The organism is Vibrio sp. FF266 (genome assembly GCF_041439695.1).
Classification (GTDB): domain Bacteria; phylum Pseudomonadota; class Gammaproteobacteria; order Enterobacterales; family Vibrionaceae; genus Vibrio; species Vibrio tasmaniensis_A.
This window is the reverse complement of record NZ_JBGOOO010000007.1, coordinates 170,545-189,620: the sequence shown is the minus strand read 5'-3', so window position 1 is coordinate 189,620 and position 19,076 is coordinate 170,545. Positions and strand designations below refer to the sequence as shown.

The 19,076-nt window shown below is 42.9% G+C and carries 20 protein-coding genes; 13 read left to right on the top strand and 7 right to left on the bottom strand.

Translation table 11 applies throughout. The annotated features are described in order from the left end of the window. Positions 1-371: 371 nt before the first annotated feature. From ACED59_RS08430 to ACED59_RS08420, 3 genes are all read left to right on the top strand, one after another. Positions 372-770: a hypothetical protein gene (locus ACED59_RS08430; RefSeq protein WP_017098526.1), complete on the top strand. Its 399-nt coding sequence runs from the start codon at positions 372-374 to the stop codon at positions 768-770. A gap of 1,530 nt (positions 771-2,300) precedes the next feature. Next, a complete protein-coding gene (locus tag ACED59_RS08425) occupies positions 2,301-3,212 on the top strand; it encodes a hypothetical protein (RefSeq protein WP_017098701.1) in 912 nt (303 codons plus the stop codon). Between the two features lies 1 nt (position 3,213). Next, positions 3,214-3,627, top strand: coding sequence for a hypothetical protein (locus ACED59_RS08420; protein WP_017098702.1), 414 nt, complete (start codon positions 3,214-3,216; stop codon positions 3,625-3,627). A 434-nt stretch (positions 3,628-4,061) separates the two neighbouring features. Here ACED59_RS08420 and ACED59_RS08415 read toward each other — a convergent pair whose 3' ends face one another. Continuing rightward, on the bottom strand, positions 4,062-4,823 hold the full coding sequence (locus tag ACED59_RS08415) for a transporter substrate-binding domain-containing protein (protein ID WP_017098703.1): 762 nt from the start codon (positions 4,821-4,823) through the stop codon (positions 4,062-4,064). 251 nt (positions 4,824-5,074) lie between these two features. Next, positions 5,075-5,707: a LysE family translocator gene (locus ACED59_RS08410; RefSeq protein ID WP_017098704.1), complete on the bottom strand. Its 633-nt coding sequence runs from the start codon at positions 5,705-5,707 to the stop codon at positions 5,075-5,077. A 90-nt stretch (positions 5,708-5,797) separates the two neighbouring features. Here ACED59_RS08410 and ACED59_RS08405 point away from each other — a divergent pair, with 90 nt between their 5' ends. Further along, the gene (locus ACED59_RS08405) at positions 5,798-6,715 is read left to right on the top strand and encodes a LysR family transcriptional regulator (protein WP_017098705.1); all 918 of its coding nucleotides are present in this window, start codon (positions 5,798-5,800) and stop codon (positions 6,713-6,715) included. A 33-nt stretch (positions 6,716-6,748) separates the two neighbouring features. Here ACED59_RS08405 and ACED59_RS08400 read toward each other — a convergent pair whose 3' ends face one another. Next, the gene (locus ACED59_RS08400; protein ID WP_017084570.1) at positions 6,749-7,087 is read right to left on the bottom strand and encodes a hypothetical protein; all 339 of its coding nucleotides are present in this window, start codon (positions 7,085-7,087) and stop codon (positions 6,749-6,751) included. A 236-nt stretch (positions 7,088-7,323) separates the two neighbouring features. Here ACED59_RS08400 and ACED59_RS08395 point away from each other — a divergent pair, with 236 nt between their 5' ends. From ACED59_RS08395 to ACED59_RS08375, 5 genes are all read left to right on the top strand, one after another. Beyond that, complete coding sequence (locus tag ACED59_RS08395) at positions 7,324-8,157, top strand: AraC family transcriptional regulator (protein WP_004736410.1); 834 nt, start codon at positions 7,324-7,326, stop codon at positions 8,155-8,157. Positions 8,158-8,261: 104 nt separating this feature from the next. Continuing rightward, complete coding sequence (locus tag ACED59_RS08390; protein ID WP_017098707.1) at positions 8,262-8,990, top strand: AzlC family ABC transporter permease; 729 nt, start codon at positions 8,262-8,264, stop codon at positions 8,988-8,990. 2 nt (positions 8,991-8,992) lie between these two features. After that, the gene (locus ACED59_RS08385; protein WP_017098708.1) at positions 8,993-9,322 is read left to right on the top strand and encodes an AzlD domain-containing protein; all 330 of its coding nucleotides are present in this window, start codon (positions 8,993-8,995) and stop codon (positions 9,320-9,322) included. Positions 9,323-9,625: 303 nt separating this feature from the next. Further along, complete coding sequence (locus tag ACED59_RS08380; RefSeq protein ID WP_017098709.1) at positions 9,626-10,117, top strand: DUF2059 domain-containing protein; 492 nt, start codon at positions 9,626-9,628, stop codon at positions 10,115-10,117. Between the two features lie 192 nt (positions 10,118-10,309). Further along, positions 10,310-11,107 carry a viroplasmin family protein gene (locus ACED59_RS08375; protein ID WP_017098710.1) on the top strand — a complete coding sequence of 266 codons (798 nt, stop codon included), beginning with the start codon at positions 10,310-10,312 and terminating at the stop codon, positions 11,105-11,107. Between the two features lie 174 nt (positions 11,108-11,281). Here the strand turns inward: ACED59_RS08375 and ACED59_RS08370 are convergent, their stop codons facing one another. Further along, entirely contained in the window at positions 11,282-12,430 is a 1,149-nt protein-coding gene (locus ACED59_RS08370) for a glycosyltransferase family 4 protein (RefSeq protein WP_371704877.1), read from the bottom strand. A gap of 305 nt (positions 12,431-12,735) precedes the next feature. On the opposite strand from ACED59_RS08370, the gene ACED59_RS08365 reads away from it, so the two are divergent. The 4 genes from ACED59_RS08365 (at position 12,736) to ACED59_RS08350 (ending at position 16,298) form a co-directional block, all read left to right on the top strand. Next, positions 12,736-13,662, top strand: a complete 927-nt coding sequence (locus ACED59_RS08365; RefSeq protein ID WP_017098713.1) for a glycosyltransferase — start codon at positions 12,736-12,738, stop codon at positions 13,660-13,662. Between the two features lie 17 nt (positions 13,663-13,679). Further along, positions 13,680-15,116 (top strand): lipopolysaccharide biosynthesis protein, encoded by a 1,437-nt coding sequence (locus ACED59_RS08360; protein ID WP_029224027.1) that lies wholly within the window; start codon positions 13,680-13,682, stop codon positions 15,114-15,116. Positions 15,117-15,252: 136 nt separating this feature from the next. After that, a complete protein-coding gene (locus tag ACED59_RS08355; RefSeq protein WP_029224028.1) occupies positions 15,253-15,585 on the top strand; it encodes a hypothetical protein in 333 nt (110 codons plus the stop codon). A gap of 98 nt (positions 15,586-15,683) precedes the next feature. Then, positions 15,684-16,298: a LysE family translocator gene (locus ACED59_RS08350; protein WP_371704876.1), complete on the top strand. Its 615-nt coding sequence runs from the start codon at positions 15,684-15,686 to the stop codon at positions 16,296-16,298. 113 nt (positions 16,299-16,411) lie between these two features. Here the strand turns inward: ACED59_RS08350 and ACED59_RS08345 are convergent, their stop codons facing one another. From ACED59_RS08345 to ACED59_RS08335, 3 genes are all read right to left on the bottom strand, one after another. Next, positions 16,412-16,879, bottom strand: coding sequence for a DUF3429 domain-containing protein (locus ACED59_RS08345; protein WP_017098717.1), 468 nt, complete (start codon positions 16,877-16,879; stop codon positions 16,412-16,414). Further along, entirely contained in the window at positions 16,876-17,421 is a 546-nt protein-coding gene (locus ACED59_RS08340; protein WP_017098718.1) for a glutathione peroxidase, read from the bottom strand. Before ACED59_RS08340 ends, ACED59_RS08345 begins: the two co-directional genes overlap by 4 nt. Before the next feature lie 104 nt (positions 17,422-17,525). Then, complete coding sequence (locus ACED59_RS08335; RefSeq protein ID WP_017098719.1) at positions 17,526-18,845, bottom strand: AarF/ABC1/UbiB kinase family protein; 1,320 nt, start codon at positions 18,843-18,845, stop codon at positions 17,526-17,528. Between the last annotated feature and the right edge of the window lie 231 nt (positions 18,846-19,076).

The following is a 19,076-nucleotide window of genomic DNA, read 5'->3' as shown; positions in this document are numbered from 1 at the left end:
CTCGTTAGTGATTGTACTCACTTAACGCAGTGTCCAAAACTACTGGTTCAGATCAAGTTAACAGTGTCCTGCCGCATAGGCAGCTAAGAAAGCTAAATAGTCTTGAAATACCTTGCTTACCTTGTGTCCTGCCGCATAGGCAGCTAAGAATAGGCCAGGAAGAAAGCAACCTTCCTGCTGAACAAGCAGTTAATAATCAAAACCATCATGTTTAGGCTTGATGGTTTTTGTTTGTTTACAATCGGTTTTATTCGTCCCACTTTCTAACATGGAAATGCCGCGAAGTTTGTTTAAGCGCATTCACTCTAACGGTAGTCTAGCTGATTTTGCTATACTGCAACTTATCTAAAATTCCTGCTAGGTTGTATGAGATGAGTAAGAAAAAGCTGACCGAAAAAGAGCTGTTAGAAGGGATTACTCCTTATAATGCCCACAGTGATTTACTCACCAGGACTGAAACAAAGCCTGATTGGGTGCCTTTCGCCGACGAGGTAGAGCGGATTACAGATGATTTAATGGCTAACCGAAATGAGGTTTTCGATGAGCTTAGTTCAGGTTTGGTGAACCCAGATATTTTTCTTTCAAACCTCAAGTTAGCACTTGATCGCCTTCCTGATGGTGATATTGAGCTTTGTGATTTGGGCAATGAAATTGGTCGGGTTATAGCTAATTTGAATTCACCAAATAAGACACTCTTACGTGAAGTAACTCATGGTATTGAACATGGTTTTGACATGATTAGCAAAGAAAGAGGAACTTCGAATGAATAAGCTTGATGAATGGGTCGACAACAATATGACATTAACCAGTATCATCATAATGGTTGTGGGCTTAATACTCGGATACATCCTTTTCTAGTATCAATTACTAAGGTTTCGAGGAAAAACTCAGTTGTTGCAAATTCTGCAACAACTCCAATCTTCTAATTGTGAAACAGCCTGTTGCACAATTGCGGTACAACCTGTTTCGTGAATTATTTCTGCCCCTAAACGTGTTTAGAGCATAAGAAACTATCAATAGATTAATTTGTGTGTAAGCCTGTTGCACCAGTTTTTTAGTCCCAGATACGACAAAGCCACAGGCAATACCTATGGCTTTGTAAACAGCTACAGAATGTTTGTCATTCAAAACGAAGAGGGAATACATTCTGTGTGCAGCGTCGGGTGTTTTATCACCAAAGTATATGGAAGGGAAAGCACCTAGACTTATCATATGTCCTCGGTGGTCTGCTTTGCAATTAAGCCAAGTTCAATTCGATACAATTACTTCTGGCCAGACAGTAAGTAGTACATCCAAGAAAAAGCAGAGATACCCGAGGCTCTCAACGTTAGTTTAAAGCTAAGAACTGTATGTGGCAAGCTTGCTTCTGCCCCAAGATGTGTTTAGAGCGCAAGAAACCACCATGAGATTTCTTTGTGAAACAAGCTGTTTCACAATTGTCCAACAGGTTGTTTCGTAAATCACCTCTGCTCCAACCCGGTTCTGATCTCGTCGCTTCGGCAATAGAACTAACTAATGTGCAAAATATGCACATTGCTTATCAAGCAACTATCGAGGATTCCTCGGTAGTTGAACTGTTGCAATAATTGCCCGAGCAACGAGAAAGCTCAGTGATTGCAGATTCTGCAACAACTCATATCTGCCCCTTTTCTAGTTAGACGCTCATTTCGCAGTGTGCGAATCGCAACCTGCGGAATGAACTTCTCTTCCCCTTAAAGTATTTATAAACCATACATTTACGTGGTAAATCTAAAGGGATCTAGCTTAGCTTGTCTAAAACACAGACACGACCATAACTACATTACGCGCGACCAGCGGTCAATAGTAGCTGGTATTGACCGCCTTCAGTTCGGAATTCGTTTTCTAAAAAAAACGACAACTTTTGCACCTACAATTAATTGTTACAAAACATGCGCTTAGGTTGCTTTTTATTGTCGGATTTCACGGTGAAATTGACAGATAACCAACAGGGTTGGAAGCTTTACTAAGCGGCTTTCCGACAGCAAACATTATTCTCAATTTTCTATTTTACGTGATAACTGTAGCTTCAAGCTTGTCTGACTCGTTTGTGCCCCAAAATTCGCTAGAACAAATAATCTATAAGATCTGTGTCGTTCATTTTACCCTACAAAAAGTTATCCGATAGATTTCAACTCAACACGATTGAGTCTCCATTATGCTTGTTTGGCCTGTTAGATTGCCTATTTAGTTGGTTAAATCGTCGGATTATCTTGTTAAGGATGATAAGTTACTGAAAATATTGTTATTATCCTTTTTATTTATCAGTTAAGCCGACTCCCATGAGATATGAATCAGCTCCTGTAGCTCCAGAAGAAAGACAAGAAACCACAAGAGAAAGAGCGGAGCGTCACCGGCAAGAGCGCCGAGCGGAATTAACCTATACTGCAAAAGATTATAAACGTTGGGCTGAAGATAGAGAACGCGTTCTTGCAGAGCGTGCTGCTGCACAACAGGCCTACGATCTTACTGAAAGAGAGTGGAATAAGGAATTACAAGAGCAAGCGAAAGAATATAAGTGGGATACGTCTCAACAAACCAATGTCAGCATTGCTGTGATGACTGTTGAGGAAGCGAACGAGTATTTAGATTTACTCATGAAAGACACTCACGGTGAGCTTTCTACAGGTAAAGACTACACAGGCGTAAGTATGGGCTTAAAAGGTGCCTATGAGGTAGCCAAAGAGCTTGGTGGATTGGGAGCAACCGCTAAGGCGGTCGATATCAATGGAGTGACGAATATTGTGGTTGAGAACTACAAGCCTCGATATTTAGATCTCGGTATTCGTTGGCAGGAAGCGACACCTCAAATGCTTAAAATCGGCTACGCACTGAATACTGTTAAAGGTAATGTTAATTTCGTGAAAGGTAACATCTATGTAGAACTTGTTTTCAGTGGCGCAGTCAATGCCGTAGATTACATACTGCATGATGAAAAAAACTTGGGTGAGGTTGTCGGTCAATATTCTGCTGACGTGGTCAAGGGGGTTGTTGCAGGTGTAGTCGCTCAAGGTATTTTACTCGGCTCACGTGCGGCACTAGGGTTGCTCTTTGGTTTTTCTTTACCAGTTGCCGTTGGGCTGGGCTTGTTTGCTTATTCCGCCTTCAAGATTGGTGGTTACATTTCAGACTTAGACGACGAATATAAGTTTACCGAACCAATGAAAGAAGCAGTAGAAGAGTTAATTGATTAATATGACAGACTTACTGAAGAAGCTTTCTGCTTTGCTATTCTTTATCGCCATAACGCTATGGTGCGCTTTTGGTGTTTATGACTTGAGCAATTTAGTAAAAAGCGTAGATATTGAGCCCATCATTAAAGTATCGGGATACTTTAACAATACATCTTCATTTGTACTATTTGGCTTTTTTCTTCCTTGTATCCCAATGGCACTACTCAATATATTTTTAAATGTACAACTACCAAAATTAACACTTAAATTAATGTTATTTGGAGCGTTGGTTTTTGCTGTGTTAGGTCACTACTTTGACTCTATGCTAAGGCAAGAAATCAGAGATAACAGCTATGTCGAATGCCCAACAAAGAGAGAAGTGGCTTTGAAATCCTCAAGTCGGACGTATGTTTTAGACTCTAGTCTGTGTGAATAGATTGTCGTTCGCTTTCTTGGCGCACAACAACCTGCTAGCGCATGTAAACCGGTGCGCTAGCATTCAATAACGCGGTTTGCAATACTTCGAGTTATCCATTATTTGCTAACATTTCATCATTTCCTAAATGACTTCTGTCCAAAAGTTTGTTACACACATGTCGATTATGTCTGCTAGAGGATTAATTGGAGCGTAGTAAATTTACTACGTTGAATCTTAGTCGTTGTTCAAATTTGCAGACTTTCGATGCAATGTTATGCGAACTTATACTGCAAATAGTATTGTAAGTCTTTGATGGTTGGTTCGAGTTATGCTGACTTATCCTGCAAGCATCACCTTAAAAAAGCCGCTCTTTATGAGCGGCTTTTTGCTATCTGAAGCTTTTTAAAGTGAACAACAGTTCGCAATTAGTTTAGTCCACACTGCATACCAAACTATTCGTAAATGCTGTATGAAAAGTATTTACTTGCGATTTTTTGATGTTGACCATTGTCGATCAGTCTTTGTATTCCACTATCGATAAGATCTTTTAATTCGTCATCTTGTTTTCTAACAGCGACTCCAATACCACGACCAAACCACTTCTCTTCTGTAAATTTAGGGCCTGTAAAGTGATAGTCCTTACCCTGATCCGTTTCAAGAAAGCCTGCGTTGAGCCCCATTGAACCACCAAACACGCTATCTAGGCGCCCATTGAGTAAATCGGTAAAGGCTTCGTCGAATGATCCATAACGCTTGATATCTACATTTGGGTAGATCTCGGAAAGGTATTTGTCACCAATGGTAGCGCGCTGAACCCCAATTGTTAGTTCATTTAAGCTGCCGTCATCCATATTGATTTCACGCCCTTTTTCCATGACAAAACGAGTGGGAACTTTAGCGTAAGGCATCGTGAAGTTAACTTTCTTTTCACGTTCTTCGGTAATGGTCATAGCCGCTATAATTGCATCGTTTTTACGGCTTAAAAGTGATGGGATAATACCGTCCCAATCAGTTTTTGAGATGATACATTTTACTTCTAATTCGATACACAAGGCGTTGGCTAAATCGACTTCAAACCCCTCTAATTCACCATCTTGCGTTGTCCAACTGAACGGTGGGTAGGCCCCTTCAACAGTAAAGCGAATTTGTTTCCAATCTTTTGCGTATGTGAACACAGAGAAAACACTGACGAATGCAACAAGTATCCATTTCATTGGTTATTTCCTTATAGTAATAATGGATATGGATAATTAACCAATTGTTAACATTTATCAATGCAAATGCATATTGATGTGAGCAAAGGCATGCAGATCAATTAGTTTGCTCCAGTTTTATTGCCAGAAGTACTGTTAGCGTATTTAAGGACGTTAACAATACTTATCCGATTAATCCGCAGGTAGCGTTACAGCAGACGATTTTCCTCCCGAATGAAACTCAATTTATTGTTTTTCCTTTACTGGCTCGACTATAGGTTGGAGCTGTGATTTGTTACTGCGAGTACGATGGCTGCAGTTAAAAGCGCTGAGCCACCGATTTTATTCAGGTACGTTGGGTGATCTTGCATAAACCCAAGAAGCTTCTTGGCAGAGATGGCGTAAATCATCACCCACGTAAAATCCAACACTGCCATTGTGGGGCACATCACCAACATTTGTGATAACAGGGGCTTGGTTGGGTCTATGAACTGGGGAAAGAATGCAGTGAAAAAGACAATCGCTTTGGGGTTACCCGCTGCAACGAAGAAACCACTTAAATAGAGTCTGTGGCCTGAAATCGCGGTGGGTGAATTGGTGGTTATTTGTGCATCACACTCAGGTTTATCACGCAACATCTTGATCCCCATATACAGCAATGTTGTGACCCCAAGCCACTTGATAACGGCGAACGCTAGTTCAGACGTTGACATTATGATGCCAAGTCCAACTGCAACAATGATCATCTGTATGAAGTTTGCTGAGATATCGCCTAGTGCCGTAAAAATAGCTTTATTAACGCCATATTTCATTGAATGAATGACGCCCAACAAAATGCTGGGACCTGGCGTCATGGTTAAGATAAGTGAAGCGAGGCAGAAGGTTAGCCATGTTTCTATAGTCATTTGTTTTCTCCGGGTGACTAGTATCTATTTTTCGGAAAAAGTAGTCTGCTAGCATAGAGATAGATATCAAAATAACCTGAGGTTATATAAATGGTTGAAGACTTGGAAAGCATCCCATCATTAGTTCCCAAATTACTTCTGCAGCTACTAGCGCTCGGAAGTATCACTGATGCCGCTCTGGTATTAGGAGTCAGCCAACCCGCTGCGAGCAAAGCTCTTCGACGTGCTGAAGATGTATTAGGTTTCGCTTTAGTTCGAAGAGACAGTCGTCCCTTATTGTTAACAGAGGAAGGGAGGTTGATTGCTGAGTTCGCTAAACAGCAGGAATTGCAGGGAGAGGTGTTATTGAGACAGCTTCGACTTATTCAAAAATATGGCGCTGGACAGGTGAAAGTGGCTTCTTTTGGCGCATCCGCTTCCACACATATTTTACCCAGCCTAATTCATGCGATCAGCCAACACTTACCTCAAGTTAAAATTGAAATAAGCGAGTTTACTGACGAAGGAGCATTATTAGCATTGCGAGAGGGGCGCGTAGATTTTGCAATCGCGGTTGATAAAGAGTATTTAGATCTAGATATCATCCCAGCTTTTACTGACCGTATGGTGGCTTTAGTTCATGAAGATGACCCTTTATCCCAGTTGTCAGTTTTGTCGGCTGTGGATATCGAAGATCGAGATTTTATACTGAGTAAAGGGGGCAGTGAGGCGCTCATTAGAGAATGGTTTAAGCTATCAAAATCTCGCCTTAAAGAAAAACACACCATTGTTCAATTGACCTCGATACTTGCTTTGATTAGAGCGGGCTTAGGTGTTTCTATTGTTGCAGAGCTTGCCGTTCCAGAATCTCATCCCAGCGTAAATGTTATCCCTCTTGCGCCCGAGTACCCTCGTAATATTTGTGTAGCGAAAAGAAGCGGTTGTTTTTCTTCGAACGCAGCCAGGTTAACTTGGGACTTTTTGAGTAAAAATAGGTCACACAGTTACCTAAGCAAGCGAGGTCATTAAGTGCGAACAGGCGTTTAGCTGTCATTGCCTCATTTAATTCGCAGGCAACACAACGGCAGAGGCTTCTTCCTCCGAATCTTCTTTGTCTTCTACTTGGTCAGCAACCCAGTCAATCGTCTTTGTTAGATAAAGCTTGTTGGTTTCGGTATCGCACCAACTCTTGGATAACCCTCTTCGATTGAATTCACTGCCAATTGCCGCGAGTGTCTGGTTACTTGAGCGCCCGTAATACAAGGTGTCGCATAGTTGCAGGTTCGACATGGATTGTGGGTATGTGTTAACCGACGAGGAGTTCATGCTCAGTGCTTTTGATTGGTTATGAGTGCACCCTGTAAGGCTCAGGAAAAAGAAAAGGATTAGCGTATTTTTCATGGTGTATCAGGTCTGTTGCCGATGATTTGAAGACAGTATTGGCGTGTATGATTAAATTATTGTCAATTTTTTGCCAACTAGTTATAGACCAAGACTTTCCTCCCAATTAGATAGCGTTATTAAGCCAACGACAAAAACGGTATTAACAAACAAAAGCGCAATTTTGTACAAAAGCTGAAAGAGACTATAGAGTAGACTGATAAGTCGCTCGATAATCAACAGGCTTGGGAATTATTATGGAGAACAAGAAACGCTCTAAAGAAAAGGCCGAATATAAGATCACAGAAGAGCTCGGTGGCCTTGAAACCCTTAATGCTGAATACGAAAAGCAGAACTTCTCGCGCCACAGCCATGAGGGCTATACGCTTGGGGTTATTGAGCAGGGCGCTCAGCGTTTCTATCGAACGGGCGGGCATCATATAGCACCACAAGATGCGATTATTCTGGTCAATGCCGACGAAGTTCATAGCGGTCACTCTGCCACTGAAGGTGGTTGGGCATATCGAGCCATGTATCCACTCCCTGAGCAACTTGCCAAGATCACTCAAGAGCTTAACCTACCCAATTACGGCGCGCCTTACTTCCCAAGAGCGGTTGTTGAAGATCCTGAGCTCGCCAATCAATTGAGGTTGGTCTTCAACACGATTGATGAATCCGACAATCGCCTGTTAAGAGAGACCTTGATGTACGGGATGTTGGTTAAGCTGATTAGCCGACATGGAAAATCGCCGCTTAACCCTCAACTCGATGGGAAAACTCAGCGTCAGCTCGTTCTGGTTAAAGAGTTCTTAGATGACTTTCCACAAGCCGATGTGTCCCTAGAAGAGCTATCTAAGTTAGCGGCATTAAGTCCGTTTCACTTGGTACGTTCTTTTCAAAAAGAGTTTGGTCTTCCGCCACATGCGTATCAGATCCAATCTCGGCTAAGACTTTCTCGTAAGTTATTGAAACAAGGACATACTATTTCTGATACCGCGCAAGAGTGTGGCTTCCACGATCAAAGCCATTTTCATCGACACTTCAAAAAAGCCAATGGCTACACGCCGGGGCAATACATCAAAATGCTCTAAATCGGACACCTTAATTCGTTCGCGAAATCGAGCAAGTTTGTACAATCGAACCGACTCAACTCTTCTTACATTGAATAGCGAATGTAAAGAGAGAAAAGAATGATATGGATAGTGAAACAATGGATAGACGAACACAGTTATGGAAGGGCGTTTTAGCGGGAATGCCTTTGAGCATTGCGGTAATCCCTTGGGGAATTCTAGCGGGTTCATATGCGATAGATGCAGGATTGAATCAGCTTCAAGCGCAAGCGATGTCGGCTATTCTATTTGCTGGCTCAGCACAACTTGTCGCCGCGGGTATGTTCAAAGCGGGTATTGGTCTAGGCACCATGTTGTTGACCACACTGTTCATCACCTCAAGGCACTTTCTGTATAGCGTATCGATGCGTGACAAAATCAGCCATCTTCCTGCGCGTTGGCGTCTATTACTCGGATTTTGGCTCACCGATGAGCTGTTCGCGATTTGTAGTGGGCAGTCTCAGAAAGAATTTAATCGCTGGTATGCTGCGGGTGTAGGCGGCGGTTTTTATCTCGTTTGGAATATTGCGAGCTTTGTTGGCATTGTCGCGGGAAGCCAAATTCCTTCACTCAATGAAATTGGTCTCGATTTCGCGGTCGCAGCAACCTTTATCGCTTTGGTGTTCCCATTAATCCGAACTCTATCCGTCGTAGTGTGTGTGGTGGTTTCATTGGTCACTTCGGTTGCCATGTCGGTTAACAATATTGAGGGCGGGCTAATGATTGCAGCGATTGCCGGTATGTTAGCGGGCTTTATCAGCGAATCGTTCCAAGAGCGAAACAACGGCAACAAGACAATTGTGGAGGGGAAATAGAGATGATTTGGTTAACGATATTCCTTATGACAGTGATTGTTTTCTTTAGTCGGTATCTGTTTCTAGAGCCTGCAATCCCGCTTCGATTAAATCAAACCACGCGTCGACTGTTACGCTATTCAAGTCCCGCTGTGCTTACCGCAATTTGGGGGCCGATTGTATTTGCACCAGAGCAGACATTTTGGCCAAGCCTTGAAAACCCATACTTGATAGGCGCGCTGGTCACAGGTCTGTTGATTTGGAAAACAGGCAATGTGCTGCTAACGATTGGCGTCAGCATGGCGATGTTTTTATTCTATAACCTTGTCGCGGTTGATTACCTTTTTCATTGATACGTCGTGTCACGCCATTAGTTATCCTCGTTTCAAGTGTATGACTCATTACTTGAAACGAGTACTTTTAGGCTCTAGTTCTCTTGTGGTTCTTTATTCAAAAGCGGTCTATTCCTCTCTTCCTCTTCCTGATATCTGTCTAATAAATCTCTCACATTTAAATGCAATTGATTTTATATTATTTTGTACTGTTTAATTCGTTTTACTTATGGATAAAAAGTGAGTAAATTTGCAGGTAATTCAATGTGTTGAGATGTTTGGAAAGATATTTTAGCTGTTTTACAAAGCTAAAGGGACCTCAAAATGTATAGATTTTTCGCAATTTTATTTCTACTCGTACCGCTGCAATTATCAGCGGCACAAGATGATAGGCAAGCTCTGATAAAAGAGCTTCTTCAGATTATGGATGTCGATTCCACGTTGGATGCGGTATACGTTCAAATGGATAGCATGATGGCTAATATGTCTAAAGACCTAGGGATTTCAGAGTCAGAACAAGCTATTTTTGATGATTACTATCAGGGCATGAATGACTTAATGAAAGAGGAGGTTAGCTGGCAAAAGCTAGAGCCAGGAATTGTAGCGATTTACAGCAATCAATTCACTGAAGAAGAGCTCAGTGCAATGATCGATTTCTACAAAACAGAACATGGAAAAAGCATTCTGAAAAAAATGCCAACCGTGACAACAGAGTCAATGATCATGACTCAGTCGTTAATGCAACAAGTTCTCCCAAAAGTTCAAAAGTTAACGACCAAACTAAAACAAGACCTTGAAGCACATAGAGGTTCTTGATCAGAAGCCATTAGGTTTGTGATTAGAAATAACGCTCTATACTTGGTCGATAACGTAGATATTCTTGAAACACACGCTGTATTTCATGCAATGATTTATGTGTTTCAAGCGTAATCAGGCATAATTACTACCCCATAGCTGAATCATTTTAGGTGTGGGTATTGTGTATTTAGGTTCTGGTAAGGAGTTAGTTTGGCTAAGAAATATTATGTGGTTTGGAAAGGTCGCACACCGGGTATTTTTACCACTTGGAATGAGTGTAAGTCTCAAGTCGATGGCTTTGCTGGTGCGAGATATAAATCGTTTCCAACACTAGGCGAGGCTGAGTCTGCTTTCGGTGGTAAAACGTCGTCTGCGTCAGGTTCTACTGCGACAAAGCCAAGCTCTGCGGGTAAGGCGACGAAAGCGAAGGTGCCACCTCTTTCAGAACAACAAATCACTGATATGCCTTTTGATATCAAGATCTTTACTGATGGAGCATGTGAGCCAAACCCTGGTGAAGCGGGGACGGGATTAGCGGTCTACCAAAACAACCAATTAACAGAATTGTGGTATGGCCTATATCAACCTGTTGGTACCAACAATACCGCCGAGCTACATGGGCTTAAGCAAGCGTTTATTCTCGCGAAAGAGAAGTTAAACGCAGGCCTCTCTGTTGCGATTTATTGTGATTCTAAGTACTCAATTGATTGTATTACTAAGTGGGCAACGGGTTGGGAGAAAAAGGGCTGGACTAAGTCGGGCGGCGAGATCAAAAACCTCGATATTATTAAGCCTGCGTATGCGCTCTACCAAGAACTGGCTTCAAAAATTACCATCTACCATGTGAACGGACACGTTGGTATTGAAGGTAACGAATTGGCCGATAGAATGTCGATTGTGGCTATTTCATCGAAAGAGCAACAACTCGCTCAATATCGTGACATCGAAGATATTGAGTCTATTTTGGCACTGCGAGCAGGTTTGCTAGGCTTCTTAATAAAGAGCTAATGAAAGTTACTGAAACCATTAGTCGCGATCATTGGGCAGTGCTAGACGAGCGTTACATTTCAAATGGATGTAGCGCTCTTTTGTTTTGTGGTGCTCCGTTTTTTATGGAGCTTAGTCGTTCTTGTGAGGCGTAGCAGTCCTTGCGATGCTTACTGCCTCTGCCTGAGTTAATCCTTATTGAGCTGGGTTCTCTATCCAACGAGATAATTGCTGAGCTTGTTTGATCGAATTAAAACTGTCTTTCACTCTCTCACGTGCCTTTAAACCCATCGATGTTTTATCGTTACTGCTCAGCTGCGCGAAACGCTCAATCGCTTCTCTTAATTCTTCCACGTTTTTTTCGCTAACCACAAAACCTGTCTCTTGTGAGACGATCTCTTTGCATCCCATGATGTTGGTGGTAATAACTGGCGTTCCCACAGCCATCGCTTCTTTTAAAACCAGAGGCCCTGTATCCACACATCCGGTTTCGGAAAAACAGAAGGGCGCGATTAGGCTATCATAGTTCGATAGTTTTTCTTTGACCCACTCGTGAGGTTTCGCGCCAAGAAAGGTCACGTTTCGAGTGAGCCCATTTTCTTTGACCTGCAATTTTAACTGTTGCTCTAAATCGCCAGTACCGATGATATCGAGATGAATGTCGAGAGGTTCGGCAATCGGCGCCAATGCATCAATAAGATGGTGGATGCCTTTTTGCTCCACTAATCGGCCAAGGAAAACTAAGCGAAGTTGCTTCGTTTCGGTTTTTGGGCTGAGTTGGAATTGTTTAGTATTAACTCCGCAGTGCAGGAGCTTAATGTTTCCTTTCGCCATGGTATTGAAGTCAGCAAGCATGTCTTTACACACTGCAACTACAAAATCACTCGATGAAATTTTATGTTCAATGTCATAAGCGAATTCGTAAACATCATGACCATGAGCAACGAACGAGCAGGTGATATTCAGCAGTTTTGCCGCGACGATGGCGTGTGCTGTAGTGTGCTGACAGAAATGCGCGTGAACGTGTTCGACGTCGTTTTCCGCGAGTTGCAGCGCTAATTTAAACCCATAAGCGAACAGTGACTTTTTGGGCATGCTGGTTTGCTTAGAAATAAATGAGACAGCCTTGATGAACCCTATCCAGTTAATGCTAGCGACTTTACCCTTCCGAACGTTTTTACCTATTTCGACAATGTCGTAGTCGAACTGTTTTTCACTGTTTTCAATTTTGAACGTCATTACACAAACATCGTGCCCACACGCTTTCACAGAGTCGACTTCTGTTTGAATGAAGGTCTCACTGAGTACAGGGTAGGTTGGTGCCACAAATGCTACTTTCTTCATTCCTTACTCCTCAAATCCATATGACTAAAGCTATCAAGCCAAGTTAATAACCAATAAAGCAAGATACGAACCAAGATCGAATCTTAGCTTTAGAGGGTTTTCTGAAGGTTATCCCTAAAGAAGTCGCTCGTTTTCTCAAATTGATAATCAAATTGGAGTTGCAGTTTTTTTGAATATCTGTGTTTGGTCGTCATTTTGAGAATAGGCGTGTAGGTGACTGATATAGAGCTGATTTCGTAGCAAGACACTCTCGGCATAGAACGTGCAACGTTAGCCATATAATGTATAAATCTGAGGGCGTCATTATGGCTAAAGTAAGTGTTGTTATTCCTACCTACAATTGTTTGGATTACCTGCCGAAAGCGATTGGTAGTGTACTAAAGCAGACTCATCAAGATGTTGAACTCATTGTCATTGACGATAACAGTAACGATGGAACGTCGACGTATCTCGCTTCGATAGAAGACGAGCGTATTATAATCATATCGACGTTGGGTGTTGGCGCGCCTCAAGCAAGAAACCTAGGGATTGAAAAAGCGACCGGTGAATACATCGCTTTTTTAGACGCAGACGACTTCTGGTTTCCAGAAAAAATTGAGCGCCAACTCGAATTTCATCAACGTTACCCAGATCTCGCTATGAGCTTTACTAACTATGAGCATCTTACTGAAGATTACCAAGTGATCGTGGATTGCTTTAGTTACTGGTCGCAGTTTCAAGACCAAGATGAGCTGTTCATCAATATCGAGAACCCGTTGGAGTTCATCATTGAAAATAATGTGATTGGAACATCAACGGTCATGGTAAAAGCGGATGTGTTTTCTCAAACAGACAGTTTCAATGCTGACATAAAGTACGGGGAAGATTGGGAACTGTGGCTTCGAATGAGTGAAAACCATCAGATCGGTGTGTTGAATTCGGTGCAGGTTGGCTACTTGATGAGAGCGAGTTCAGTAACCCAAACTGAAAGTCTTAAATTGAGAAATTTGCAGTCTATAGAGACTATTCTTCAACATTACCAAAATGACAGTCAACGATGGAATCTACCCACTTCTAGCTTCAAAATCGCAAAGGCGAGAATACTGGAAGGCTACGCTGACTATTATCGAGGCTTACAACAAAACCGATTGGCCATTTCATACAGTATCCGCTCGTTAGTTTTGGCTCCGCAAAAACGAACGTTACGACACCTTCTTGGAGACTGTAAGAGTTTCCTAATGCCTGCATTGTAAAGGAATAGGTGTCTGCTATGGGGTCACTAAAACAGTCTGCCTATTACGCCATTGGCATTGTGATGATGAAAGGGATCTCGCTCGTGATGATCCCCTATATCACTCATAAGATGACGTTGGCTGAATACGGTTCTTTAGAAGCCATTGTCTTGTTGGCTGACATCGGGACGATCTTATTTAGCTTTGGCATTGTTGAAGCCATGTATCGATATGTTGGCGTTGCTGAGGGTGAAGAAAAAAGAAAGCTTGTCTCAAACTGTTTCACGTTGAGTGTCTTAGTGTGTGTGCTTGGTGGGAGCTTAATTGCTTTGAGCATGCCGCTGTTGTTACTGATGCTTCCTGTCGAGTTCCAACCCTATCAAATCCTACTTCTGTTAATACCGACCATGTTAGATGGTGCGATTTCTATCCCGCTCACATTGATGCGAATGAATGCGATGGCTAAGCGCTTTTGCATGCTCAATGTAATGAAGGCGAGTGTGCAAGCTGTTATGACGTTTGTATTGCTTGAAGCAGGTTATGGTATCGATGGTGTACTCATATCTTCCGCTGTTTCGAGTGTGTTGTTGATGCTGTGTTTGCTGCGTTATCAATGGCAGGAGATGGGCTCATTTGGCAGCCTCAAATACTCCGCTAAGATCCTAAAATTTGGATTGCCCACGTTAGTTGGTGGCGCTTCAATATACATGATTACAGGGCTAGACCGCTGGGTGATGGCAAGCTTTGTCGGCGTTGAAGAGCTTGCGATTTATGCGGTCAGTGGCAAGTTTGCGTTGCTGCTTGGCTTGCTACTGCAGCCTTATGCTCTGTGGTGGTTTCCAAACCGAGTGGCCATGTTACAACAGCTTGATGGTAAGAAAGAGTGTGCGGACAGAGCGCTAGTCGGCGTTAATCTGGCCATTGTATTGGGTTGTTTGATGATCCTCACTGTACCTGGTTTTATTACTTTGATTCTGCCAAGCAGTTATCAATATGCAGGCACGATTGTTGTAGCACTCTTGGCGATTGGTGTGATTAAGAACGCTGGGGATTACCTAAACCTTGGTTGTTTCAGCGGTCACTCAAGCCAATCGCAAATGTGGATACAAGGCGGGTGTGCGATTTTAGCTGCGATTGGTTATTTTGTTGTGACACCGATTTATGGAGTGTGGGGCGTTGTGGTGGTGCTTTGTGGCACTTATGCCGTGAGACTGTCACTGCTCTACATCGTGAGCCAAAAGATGGAGTACTTGCCTTATGATCATCGTAAATGGATGGTAGCGCTGAGTATCGCCATACTTGCCATCATTGGTGATCGAATTCTTGGCTTGGTGCTGGTTGATGTTCATGATTTTGTTTTAGGCAGTTTTGTGGCGATAGTGACGTTAGTGGCCTTCATTCGATACTCTGTTATCCCAGTTCCACAGGCGCTGCTTGATAAGTTTACGTTAGGCAAACATTCACATGTTAGTTGAATTCATGCCATCCAAGCTCTGGGCTTTCTAATCGGCATTCTTAAATATAATAATTCCTGATAATAAAACGCTGTTCATAATACTTCTGATTAGATAGTATTTATAAATTCAGTGAATATTAACGATGGAAAGATATATGAATAAGTGGATGCTGCTCCTTTCTCTGTTTTCAGCTGCCTCATACAGCGCCTCTGAGTTTTCAAGTGAGGGTATTACTGCTACCGACTTCAATTCACCGGATTTTAAGCCACCTGAAGTTTCTCAACAGGAACAATACAATATCGTTTGTGAAAGTGTCGTTTGTAATTCAATCTCGCGATCGCAGCCAGTTCCTGAATTGGGCGAGGTACCGGATAGAGAGCCGAATAAAACATTAGAAACGATAGCGAGTGCGATTTTCATCGCGGGCGAAATTGGTATTGCAGAGAATTTGATTGAACCAGACGAAGAGCATTATATTGTCGAGTAATGATTAATTAAAATGGCGGCATGTGAAGCGGTAAATACAGAGCTTTCTGCATTCGTTCATTGATTAAATATTTACGAAGTTTTTAACAAGGACGAAAAATGGAAATCTGGAAGTTAATGCTATTCATCCCCGCTTGTTTTGTGCTCAACATGACTCCGGGCCCAAACAATTTGTTATCAATGAACAACGCCCGTTGTTACGGATTTCAGGCTGCCTTTGTCGCAGGCCTAGGAAGAATCCTCGCTTTTTCTGGCATGATTGCTTTGGCTGCATCTGGCTTAGCGGTTGTGCTTTATACTTCTGAAACGCTGTTTTTCCTGATCAAACTATTTGGCGCGATGTATCTGTTGTGGATCGCGTTCAACCTATGGCGCTCACAAGCTAGCCCGGTCGCGGATATCGAACGAAATAAGAACTGGTTTGGTCTGGTTAAACAAGAGTTCGCACTCGCCGCGGGCAATCCAAAAGCGATACTCATTTTTACTGCATTCCTTCCTCAATTTGTCGATGTTTCAGCGAACGTAAATACTCAATTCTTTGTTTTAGGAAGCACGTTCCTTGTGTTAGAAATGCTCGCGATTTCTATCTATGCGGCCTTTGGTTTATATCTACGAAATTGGTTTTCAAAACCTCAGATGGTCAAGCGCTTCAATAAAGCATGTTCTGTGTTTCTTGCCTTATCTGGTGCGAATTTGTTGGTGAGCCGTCAGTAGAAATTGACTGGTTTGTGAGTTGTATTTGTCGATGGTTTTGGTGCCATTAAAGAAGAGAGTGCCTATCTAGAGCCCACTTCTTGATGCCGATTTAAATATGGGCGTACACACACCTAGGTCAACATCACGATACCGTGCATCGACACCACGCTAGAGGTCAGTCGGGTTCGCATATCAAAATAGCCATCGGGGCCTTCACTTTGATTCTCTTCTCTCATTGACCTTTCCGCTCGCCAAACCGCAATGAAGCCTAAGATCAGAATCAGAGTGGTGAGGAACTCTTGCTGCTCACCGAGTAGCACCGCTAGCCACGCTGCCAACACAATAACATTGCTAAGAATCAGAGCCTTGTTGCTGGATTGGCTTTCGAAGTTCTCTATCCCATTGCCCCACAAGATGCCCGACAAAAAGCTCAAGATAACCACGCTGTAGGTGATGAAGAGTGTTTCGCCGCTCAAGCTAAAGAATTGGCTGTCGGTGAGTGATAACAGTAGGCCGAATAAAAAGGGGATTAAACCCATATAACCGAGCTTGGCCATGGTGTTGCGTGTTTGAGTTGTGTCCAAGTAATCTGACCTCATAACTGCTGCTCTATTGCATTTTTGAGGGTACTACTGGTTGGCGAGGTAGAACTCGGGAAGGTTGCTATCACTTTGCCTTCTTTGCTGACCAAGAACTTGTAGAAATTCCATTTCGGTTTGATACCGGCTTGTTGTTGGATTTCGGCAAAGACTGGGTTTGCGTCTGGCCCAGAGAGTGAAGCGCGCGCCATCATCGGAAAAGTCACACCATAATCTAGGTAGCAGATTTTAGCGGATTGCTCCTCGCTTCCTCTGTCTTGGCGAAAATCATTACTTGGGAAACCAACAACCGTGAAGCCTTCATCTTTATACGTTTGGTGAAGCTGCTCAAGTTGTTCGAATTGAGGCGTGAAACCGCATTGGCTTGCCGTATTCACGATTAATAAAGTCTTACCTTGGAACTCTTCACACAGCTCAATTTCGTCGTTTGAATTTAACAGCCTTTGTTTGCCGTTGAGTATCTCAGGGCAGCTTGCTGAAAAAGCGAATGGACTTGTTAGGCTCGCTATTAGGGCGGTGGAGCACAGCAGTAAATGTTTCATAAGTCTGACTCATTTTAGTTGGCGTAACTGTTATTACTGTTCAACGACTTAAAATGATCACTCTAAAGACCAAAATCGCTTAAGTATCAGCTATCGCTAAAGTGTCAATTGTCGCTTAGTAAATGGGGCTCTACTAAGCGCCTGATATTCACCTTTGCTCCAAGGCGAGATGCCAGCAGGTACATGCCTCCAATTTTTCGGTGGAGGAATAGGGCATCGGCTGGTGGCGTGTGCCAATACTCTTGTTCCATGCTGAGTATGGTTCCTGCTTCACGAAGCCTTTGGGCTAAACCACTGGCTTTGAAGTCGTAATCTTCATCGACAAGCATGGGTTCACAGGCCATTTTCACTAAGTTGAGAATCGCTTGGCGCTGGTCTGGGAGGATGGTCTCGCTAAAAAATCCAATCTGCTCTAACGCCTTGTTGAGTCCTTGTTCATCGCGAGTAATCACAGAGGTAAAAGCCAAACGATAGCCATCACTGAAGCGGCCGCTGTATTCTCGGGTTGCTCCAAAGTCTAAAAGCCCAATCTGTCGCGTGTTTTCAACGTAAAGATAGTTGGCGAAGTTGGGATCGGTTTGCACCATCTTGAAGTCGAATAACTCTCTGAACAGAAGCTCGAGCAAGCTGTGCATCACAAAATCACGGGTGCTTTGATCGTAACCTTCTATTTGCTCTATCGAGACGCCTTCAATGAAGTCCATTGCGAGCACTGATTCTGAAGACATTTGAGGGTGAATTTTAGGTACAACGAAGTGAGAGTGTTCTTTTAATGCATGGTGATAACGAGTCGCATAGTCAGCCTCGCGAGCATAGTCGGCTTCATCATGTAGTTGTTTTTTTGCCTCTTCTAATAAGCCTTTGTAATCGACAGACTTGGGAATCAAACCAACGATGTTCAGCAATGTACCTACGTTGTCTACATCACTGTCGATGCTTTTTCGAATGCCTGGGTATTGGACTTTTATGGCAAGTTTGTCTCCAGAGTCGCTATACGCTTGGTGAACCTGACCGATGGACGCACTGGCGATGGGCTTAAAGTTGAAGGAGATAAACTCCGCCTTCCAGTTCATTCCGAGTGAATTTTCTAACACTTGGCTGAGCTGTTTGGCTGGCAGTGGGTCAGCGTCTGAACGCAGGCGAGCGAGAATGTTGGCTAACTCGGGTTCAAGAATATCACCCGCATCCATCGACAGCATTTGACCGAACTTCATCGCCGCCCCGCGTAAATGGGCCAGTTGATCGGTGAGCCGAGCAATGTTTTGAGGTGTTAGCAGTAGGTCTTTTGCTTTGGGCCTGTTGCCTTGTGCTATTTGCTTGGTGCCTTCCGTTAGCACATTACCCGCGACCCTTGTTGCCAGCGAGGCGAACTTACTGAATCTAGAAATTCGATGGGTAGGTAGATTTCTCTCTTTTGCAGACATAAAGGTTCTCACTTAGTTATCAAGATTGATACCAATCGTAGTAAATAACTGTTCACCCTAGCTTGTTAAAAATCTCGATAACGTCGTTAGATTTTTTGATTGTAGAATAACTACTTATCGAAAAAATCCGCCTTGTTCTCCAGCTTTTTCCCTGCGCTATTTTTGACCACTTACTTACTGTGATTGGTATGACTACAAAGTTCTATAAATCATTACCCAACCGAATGTTTT

What these genes read in the sequence shown, in the direction of transcription:
- ACED59_RS08425 (WP_017098701.1), top strand. Translation starts at nt 2,301, where the DNA reads ATGAGATATGAATCAGCTCCTGTAGCTCCAGAAGAAAGACAAGAAACC.
- ACED59_RS08410 (WP_017098704.1), bottom strand. Translation starts at nt 5,707, where the DNA reads ATGACTATAGAAACATGGCTAACCTTCTGCCTCGCTTCACTTATCTTA.
- ACED59_RS08385 (WP_017098708.1), top strand. Translation starts at nt 8,993, where the DNA reads ATGATTTGGTTAACGATATTCCTTATGACAGTGATTGTTTTCTTTAGT.
- ACED59_RS08430 (WP_017098526.1), top strand. Translation starts at nt 372, where the DNA reads ATGAGTAAGAAAAAGCTGACCGAAAAAGAGCTGTTAGAAGGGATTACT.
- ACED59_RS08380 (WP_017098709.1), top strand. Translation starts at nt 9,626, where the DNA reads ATGTATAGATTTTTCGCAATTTTATTTCTACTCGTACCGCTGCAATTA.
- ACED59_RS08365 (WP_017098713.1), top strand. Translation starts at nt 12,736, where the DNA reads ATGGCTAAAGTAAGTGTTGTTATTCCTACCTACAATTGTTTGGATTAC.
- ACED59_RS08355 (WP_029224028.1), top strand. Translation starts at nt 15,253, where the DNA reads ATGAATAAGTGGATGCTGCTCCTTTCTCTGTTTTCAGCTGCCTCATAC.
- ACED59_RS08400 (WP_017084570.1), bottom strand. Translation starts at nt 7,087, where the DNA reads ATGAAAAATACGCTAATCCTTTTCTTTTTCCTGAGCCTTACAGGGTGC.
- ACED59_RS08340 (WP_017098718.1), bottom strand. Translation starts at nt 17,421, where the DNA reads ATGAAACATTTACTGCTGTGCTCCACCGCCCTAATAGCGAGCCTAACA.
- ACED59_RS08345 (WP_017098717.1), bottom strand. Translation starts at nt 16,879, where the DNA reads ATGAGGTCAGATTACTTGGACACAACTCAAACACGCAACACCATGGCC.
- ACED59_RS08370 (WP_371704877.1), bottom strand. Translation starts at nt 12,430, where the DNA reads ATGAAGAAAGTAGCATTTGTGGCACCAACCTACCCTGTACTCAGTGAG.
- ACED59_RS08395 (WP_004736410.1), top strand. Translation starts at nt 7,324, where the DNA reads ATGGAGAACAAGAAACGCTCTAAAGAAAAGGCCGAATATAAGATCACA.
- ACED59_RS08420 (WP_017098702.1), top strand. Translation starts at nt 3,214, where the DNA reads ATGACAGACTTACTGAAGAAGCTTTCTGCTTTGCTATTCTTTATCGCC.
- ACED59_RS08405 (WP_017098705.1), top strand. Translation starts at nt 5,798, where the DNA reads ATGGTTGAAGACTTGGAAAGCATCCCATCATTAGTTCCCAAATTACTT.
- ACED59_RS08415 (WP_017098703.1), bottom strand. Translation starts at nt 4,823, where the DNA reads ATGAAATGGATACTTGTTGCATTCGTCAGTGTTTTCTCTGTGTTCACA.
- ACED59_RS08335 (WP_017098719.1), bottom strand. Translation starts at nt 18,845, where the DNA reads ATGTCTGCAAAAGAGAGAAATCTACCTACCCATCGAATTTCTAGATTC.
- ACED59_RS08350 (WP_371704876.1), top strand. Translation starts at nt 15,684, where the DNA reads ATGGAAATCTGGAAGTTAATGCTATTCATCCCCGCTTGTTTTGTGCTC.
- ACED59_RS08360 (WP_029224027.1), top strand. Translation starts at nt 13,680, where the DNA reads ATGGGGTCACTAAAACAGTCTGCCTATTACGCCATTGGCATTGTGATG.
- ACED59_RS08390 (WP_017098707.1), top strand. Translation starts at nt 8,262, where the DNA reads ATGGATAGTGAAACAATGGATAGACGAACACAGTTATGGAAGGGCGTT.